This is a genomic window from Methylobacterium indicum (assembly GCF_001043895.1).
In the GTDB taxonomy this organism is placed as follows: domain Bacteria; phylum Pseudomonadota; class Alphaproteobacteria; order Rhizobiales; family Beijerinckiaceae; genus Methylobacterium; species Methylobacterium indicum.
Genome location: NZ_JTHF01000422.1, coordinates 1 through 5,242, shown reverse-complemented (window position 1 = coordinate 5,242; position 5,242 = coordinate 1). Strand labels below are relative to the sequence as shown.

The following is a 5,242-nucleotide window of genomic DNA, read 5'->3' as shown; positions in this document are numbered from 1 at the left end:
GGTCGCGGGGGCGCGGGCGTGCCTGACGGAAGGCGCCGACGTGGTGGTGATGGATGACGGGCTGCAGAACCCGGGCCTCGCCAAGGATCTGTCCATCGCGGTGTTCGACGGGGCGGTCGGGCTCGGCAACGGCCGGGTGTTTCCGGCGGGCCCGCTGCGGGCGCCGGCCGCCGCGCAATGGCCCCGCATCGACGCCGCCCTGGTGATCGGCGGGGGCGCGCCGGGCGAACGGCTCCTGGCGGAGGCGCGGGCACGCGGATTGCCGGCCCTGCGTGGCCGGCTGGTGCCCGATCCGGCGGCTGCGGCGGCTTTGGCGGGGCGCCCGGTCCTGGCCTTCGCGGGGATCGGGCGGCCGCAGAAGTTCTTCGCGAGCCTGCGCGACCTCGGGGCGGACCTGCGCGAGACCCGGGCCTTCCCAGACCACCACGCCTTCACGGCGGCGCAGATCGACGCCCTCGTGGCGGAGGCGGCGCGCACGAACCTCCTCCTGGTCACGACCGAGAAGGACCGGATGCGCCTGCCGGGCGATCTGGCGGTGGCGACGCTGCCGGTGGTGCTGGCGCTCGACGCGCCGGAGGCGCTCGCCGCCCTGCTGAGGAGGCTTCGAGGGCTACCCGGCCCGTGAGTCCTGGCGCAGGCGCACCATCACGGCGTCGGGATCGGCATAGGCCTCCTGGCGCGCGACGCTCCAGTAGCGCAGGGCGTCGAGCGGGATCTCGACCCCGGTCACGCCGCAGCGCACGAACCGGCCGGGCCGCACCACCCGCAGGTTGCTGTCGCCGTACTCGACGGTGGCCTCGCCGGACCCGTTGCGCTCGAACCGTCCCAGCATCGCCCCGGATTCCTCGATTCATGGAAGGATGACGGGTTTACGACCCCGGCGCCGGCTTGTCGACGGGCTCGACGGCGGGCGCCCGGATCGCCATGATCGCGGCTCGCCGCCACGCAGCCGGAGCCGGGATGGACCCGATCGACACCCTGTTTTCCGCCGCCCGCGCGGTCCAGGGCCGCGCCCACGCCCCCTATTCGCGCTTCCGCGTCGGCTCCGCCGTCCTGGACGAGACCGGGGCGGTCCATGCCGGCTGCAACGTCGAGAACGCCGCCTACCCGGTCGGCACCTGCGCCGAGGCCGGGGCGATCGCCGCCATGGTGGCGGCCGGCGGCCGGCGCATCGCGGCGATCCTGGTGCTGGGCGACGGCACGGCGCTGGTCACCCCCTGCGGCGCCTGCCGCCAGCGCATCCGCGAATTCGCCGCCCCCGACACGCCGATCCATGTCGCCGGGCCGGAGGGGGTACGCCGGACCTTCACCCTCGACGAATTGCTGCCCGCCTCGTTCGGGCCGGACAACCTCGCGTGAGCGATCCCGTGCACGATCCCCGCATCGCCGCGGCCGCCGGTGTCGTTCGGGCCCGCCTGGGATCCGAGCCCTTCGCGCTCGCCCTCGTCGCCGGCACCGGGCTCGGGCCCCTGGCCGAGCGGCTCACCGAGGCGGTCGCCCTGCCCTACGGCGAGATCCCGCATTTCCCGGTCTCGGGCGTCTCGGGCCATGCCGGGCGGCTGGTGGCGGGGCGCCTCGCCGGGCGCCGGGTGCTGCTGTTCCAGGGCCGCGCCCATGCCTACGAGCACGGCGACGCCGCCGCGATGCGGGTGCCGGTCGGCCTGGTGGCGGCCCTCGGCGCGCCGCCGCTCCTCCTCACCAACGCCGCCGGCTCGCTCCTGCCCGAGGCCGGCCCCGGCCGCCTCGCCCTCGTCACCGACCACGTCAACCTCTCGGGGATGAACCCGCTCTACGGCGAGCCGTCCGACGCCCGCTTCGTGCCGATGGTCGACGCCTACGATCCGGCCTTGCGCGCGGCGCTGAAGCGGGCCGCGCGGGCCTGCGGCGTGCCGCTGGCGGAGGGCGTCTACGCCTGGTTCTCCGGCCCGAGCTTCGAGACCCCGGCGGAGATCCGGATGGCCAAGGCGCTCGGCGCCGATCTCGTCGGCATGTCGACGGTGCCGGAGGTGATCCTCGCCCGGTTCTTCGGCCTCAGGGTCGCGGCTCTGTCGCTGGTGACCAACTACGCCGCGGGGTTCGAGGCCGGGACCGGAATCGGCGCCCCCCACCATGCCGAGACCAAGCGCGTCGCCCAAGAGGCCGCCGACGATGTCGGCCGCCTCGTGGCGGCGCTGCTGTCCGGCGACCTCTGACATCCTCTTCCGGGACGAACCCATGACGCTGCTGCCGCAGGAACTGATCCGCCTCAAGCGCGACGGGCAGGCGCTGCCGGACGACGCCCTCGAGGCCTTCATCGCCGGGCTCACCGACGGGAGGGTCACCGAGGGCCAGGCGGCGGCCTTCGCCATGGCGGTCTTCTTCCGCGGCCTGTCGCTGCCCGAGCGCGTCGCGCTCACCCGGGCGATGACCCGCTCCGGCACCGTGCTCACCTGGGACCTGCCGGGCCCGGTCCTCGACAAGCACTCGACCGGCGGCGTCGGCGACACGGTGAGCCTGCCGCTCGCCGCGATGGTCGCGGCCTGCGGCGGCTACGTGCCGATGATCTCGGGCCGCGGCCTCGGCCATACCGGCGGCACCCTCGACAAGCTCGACAGCATCCCGGGCTACACCACCGCCCCGGACGTCGACCTGTTCCGGCGCGTCACCCGGGAGGTCGGCTGCGCGGTGATCGGCCAGACCCCGGACCTCGCCCCCGCCGACCGGCGGCTCTACGCCATCCGGGACGTGACCGGCACGGTCGAATCCCTCGACCTGATCACCGCCTCGATCCTGTCGAAGAAGCTCGCGGCCGGGTTGCAGGGCCTCGTCATGGACGTGAAGGCGGGCTCGGGCGCGTTCATGGCCCGGACCGAGGAGGCACGGGGCCTCGCCGAGAGCCTGGTGACCGTGGCGAACGGCGCCGGCCTACCGACCCGGGCGCTCCTCACCGACATGGACCAGCCGCTCGCCTCGTCCGCCGGCAACGCCGTCGAGGTGACTTATGCCCTCGACTACCTCGCCGGGCGCCGGCGCGAGCCGCGCTTCCACGCCGTCACGGTGGCGCTCGGCGCCGAGATGCTGATGCTCGGGGGCCTGAGCCCCAGCCTCGCCGAGGCGACCGCCCGGCTGGAGGACAGCCTGACCTCGGGCCGCGCCGCGGAGGTGTTTTCCGGGATGGTGACGGCGCTCGGCGGACCCGCCGACCTGATCGCGGCGCCGGAGCGCCACCTGCCCCGCGCCGCCGTGGTGCGGGCGATTTCCGCACCGCGGGCCGGCCGGGTCTCGGCCGTCGCGACGCGAGACCTCGGCGTCGCGGTGATCGGCCTCGGCGGCGGCCGCACCCGGCCGCAGGACGCGATCGACCACGCGGTCGGCCTCACCGATCTGGCCGCCCTCGGAGACGAGGTCGGGCCGGAGCGGCCGCTGGCGATCGTGCATGCCCGGAGCGAGGCGGACGCCGCGCGGGCCGAGGCGGCGGTGGTCGCGGCCTATCGCATCGGCGGGGACGCGGCTCCCGCGCGCGAGGCGATCCTGGAGCGGGTCGGCTGACGCGTCTCCACGGCGGGAGCCTGCCTCATGGGGCAGGTGGTCTCATGGGGCGGGCGGCGGAGAGCCGAAACGCGGGATCGCCTCCGCAATCCGGGAGAGACGATCCCACATCTGGAGGTCGAAAAAATTTCGCCGGATGCCCCGTTGCGTCGCGGGCGAGCCGGCCTTCGGCTCGCCCGCGTCAGGCCCGGGCGCGGCCGAGCCCGATCGCGTCCATGCTGGCCTGGTCGCGGGCATTCTCGGCGGCGCGCTCGCCCGAGCGCTCGCGGTCGTCGAGGATCTCGACCTTCTTCAGCTCCTCGAACGCCTCGGCGAGGGCGGCCTTGGCCGCCGCGAGCTGCACGTCGAGGTCCTCGGCCGAGCGGCGGATGTTGTCGCGGCGCTGCGCGGCGGCCCGGGCATAGGTCGGATAGGCGAAATGGGCCGGATCGGAGATCCCGGCCCGCTGCTCTTCCTGGCCGATCTCGCGGTCGAGGTCGGCGGCCATGCGGGCGAAATCGGCGATCATCGCCTCGATTTGCGCGACTTTGCGGCGCTTCTCGTCGGCCTGGAAGCGGCGCAGCCGGATGAGCGTGTCCCGCGATTTCATTGTTACTCCACTCCCGCCAGCGGCATGCGACCGAGCCTCGCCCGTCGCGCGCCTTCACGCGGCCGCGGGGCGGGCGGCTCGGCCCACCCTCACGGCCCGCCGACGATCGCGGCGAGGCGCTCATAACCCTCGCGGATGGAGGTTGCTTCTTCCTTACCCTGCCCCAGAAAAGCCTCCAGATCGGGCATCAAGGCGATCGCCTCGTCGACCTCCGGCGAGCTGCCGGGGCGGTAGGCGCCGAGCCGGATCAGCTCCTCCATGTCGGCGTAGGTCGAGAGCACCCGGCGAGCGCGGCGCACCACCTCGAGATAGTCCGGGTCGCAGGAACGCGGCATGGTGCGGGAGACCGAGCGCAGCACGTTGATCGCCGGGTAGCGCCCGCGCTCCGCGATGGCCCGCTCCATCACGATGTGCCCGTCGAGGATGCCCCGCACCGCGTCCGCCACCGGCTCGTTGTGGTCGTCGCCCTCGACCAGCACGGTGAACAGACCGGTGATCGCCCCGTCCCCGGTCCCGGGCCCGGCCCGCTCCAGCAGGCGGGGCAGCTCGGAGAAGACGGTCGGCGTGTAGCCCTTGGCGGTCGGCGGCTCGCCGGCGGCGAGCCCGATGTCGCGCTGGGCCATGGCGAAGCGGGTGATCGAATCGACCATGCAGAGCACCTGCGCGCCCTCGTCGCGAAAATGCTCGGCCAGCGCGAAAGTGACGTAGGCGGCGTTGCGGCGCATGAGCGCCGGCTCGTCGGAGGTGGCGACGACCACGACCGAGCGGGACAGGCCCTCCTCCCCGAGGTCGTCCTGGAGGAATTCCTGCACCTCGCGGCCGCGCTCGCCGACGAGGCCGATCACCGCGACGTCGGCGGCGGTGTAGCGTGCCAGCATCGAGAGCAGCACCGACTTGCCGACGCCGGAGCCCGCGAAGATGCCCATGCGCTGCCCTTCGCACATCGTCAGGAAGGTGTTGAGGCAGCGCACCCCGAGATCGAGGGGCGGGCCGACGCGGCGGCGGGCATGGGCGGGCGGCGGGTCGGCCTGGAGGCCGTAGGGCATCGGCCCGGGCGGCAGCGGCCCCTTGCCGTCGATCGGGCGCCCCAGCGCGTCGATCACGCGGCCGAGCCAGGCCTGGCTC

General features: G+C 74.3%; 7 protein-coding genes. 4 read left to right on the top strand and 3 right to left on the bottom strand.

Annotation, left to right across the window (positions count from 1 at the left end; genetic code table 11):
• Nucleotides 1-625 (top strand): tetraacyldisaccharide 4'-kinase (gene lpxK / locus QR78_RS31040; protein ID WP_048431492.1); only part of this gene is annotated, 625 nt, incomplete at its 5' end.
• Here the strand turns inward: lpxK and QR78_RS31035 are convergent.
• A complete protein-coding gene (locus QR78_RS31035; RefSeq protein WP_048431488.1) occupies nucleotides 611-832 on the bottom strand; it encodes a DUF2093 domain-containing protein in 222 nt (73 codons plus the stop codon). The two genes, lpxK and QR78_RS31035, sit on opposite strands and share 15 nt — an antisense overlap.
• Before the next feature lie 128 nt (nucleotides 833-960).
• On the opposite strand from QR78_RS31035, the gene cdd reads away from it, so the two are divergent.
• Genes cdd through deoA form a run of 3 tightly spaced genes read left to right on the top strand, consistent with a single transcriptional unit; the run spans nucleotide 961 to nucleotide 3,528 of the window.
• Nucleotides 961-1,359 (top strand): cytidine deaminase, encoded by a 399-nt coding sequence (gene cdd, locus QR78_RS31030; RefSeq protein ID WP_048431491.1) that lies wholly within the window; start codon nucleotides 961-963, stop codon nucleotides 1,357-1,359.
• On the top strand, nucleotides 1,356-2,192 hold the full coding sequence (locus QR78_RS31025; RefSeq protein WP_089504255.1) for a purine-nucleoside phosphorylase: 837 nt from the start codon (nucleotides 1,356-1,358) through the stop codon (nucleotides 2,190-2,192). Before cdd ends, QR78_RS31025 begins: the two co-directional genes overlap by 4 nt.
• Nucleotides 2,193-2,214: 22 nt before the next feature.
• Nucleotides 2,215-3,528 (top strand): thymidine phosphorylase, encoded by a 1,314-nt coding sequence (deoA, locus tag QR78_RS31020; RefSeq protein WP_048431489.1) that lies wholly within the window; start codon nucleotides 2,215-2,217, stop codon nucleotides 3,526-3,528.
• 181 nt (nucleotides 3,529-3,709) lie between these two features.
• Here deoA and fliJ read toward each other — a convergent pair whose 3' ends face one another.
• Both fliJ and fliI read right to left on the bottom strand, forming a co-directional pair.
• On the bottom strand, nucleotides 3,710-4,117 hold the full coding sequence (gene fliJ / locus QR78_RS31015) for a flagellar export protein FliJ (protein WP_048431487.1): 408 nt from the start codon (nucleotides 4,115-4,117) through the stop codon (nucleotides 3,710-3,712).
• A gap of 89 nt (nucleotides 4,118-4,206) precedes the next feature.
• Nucleotides 4,207-5,242, bottom strand: a 1,036-nt coding sequence (fliI, locus tag QR78_RS31010) for a flagellar protein export ATPase FliI (RefSeq protein ID WP_048431486.1), incomplete at its 5' end; no start/stop codon positions are given.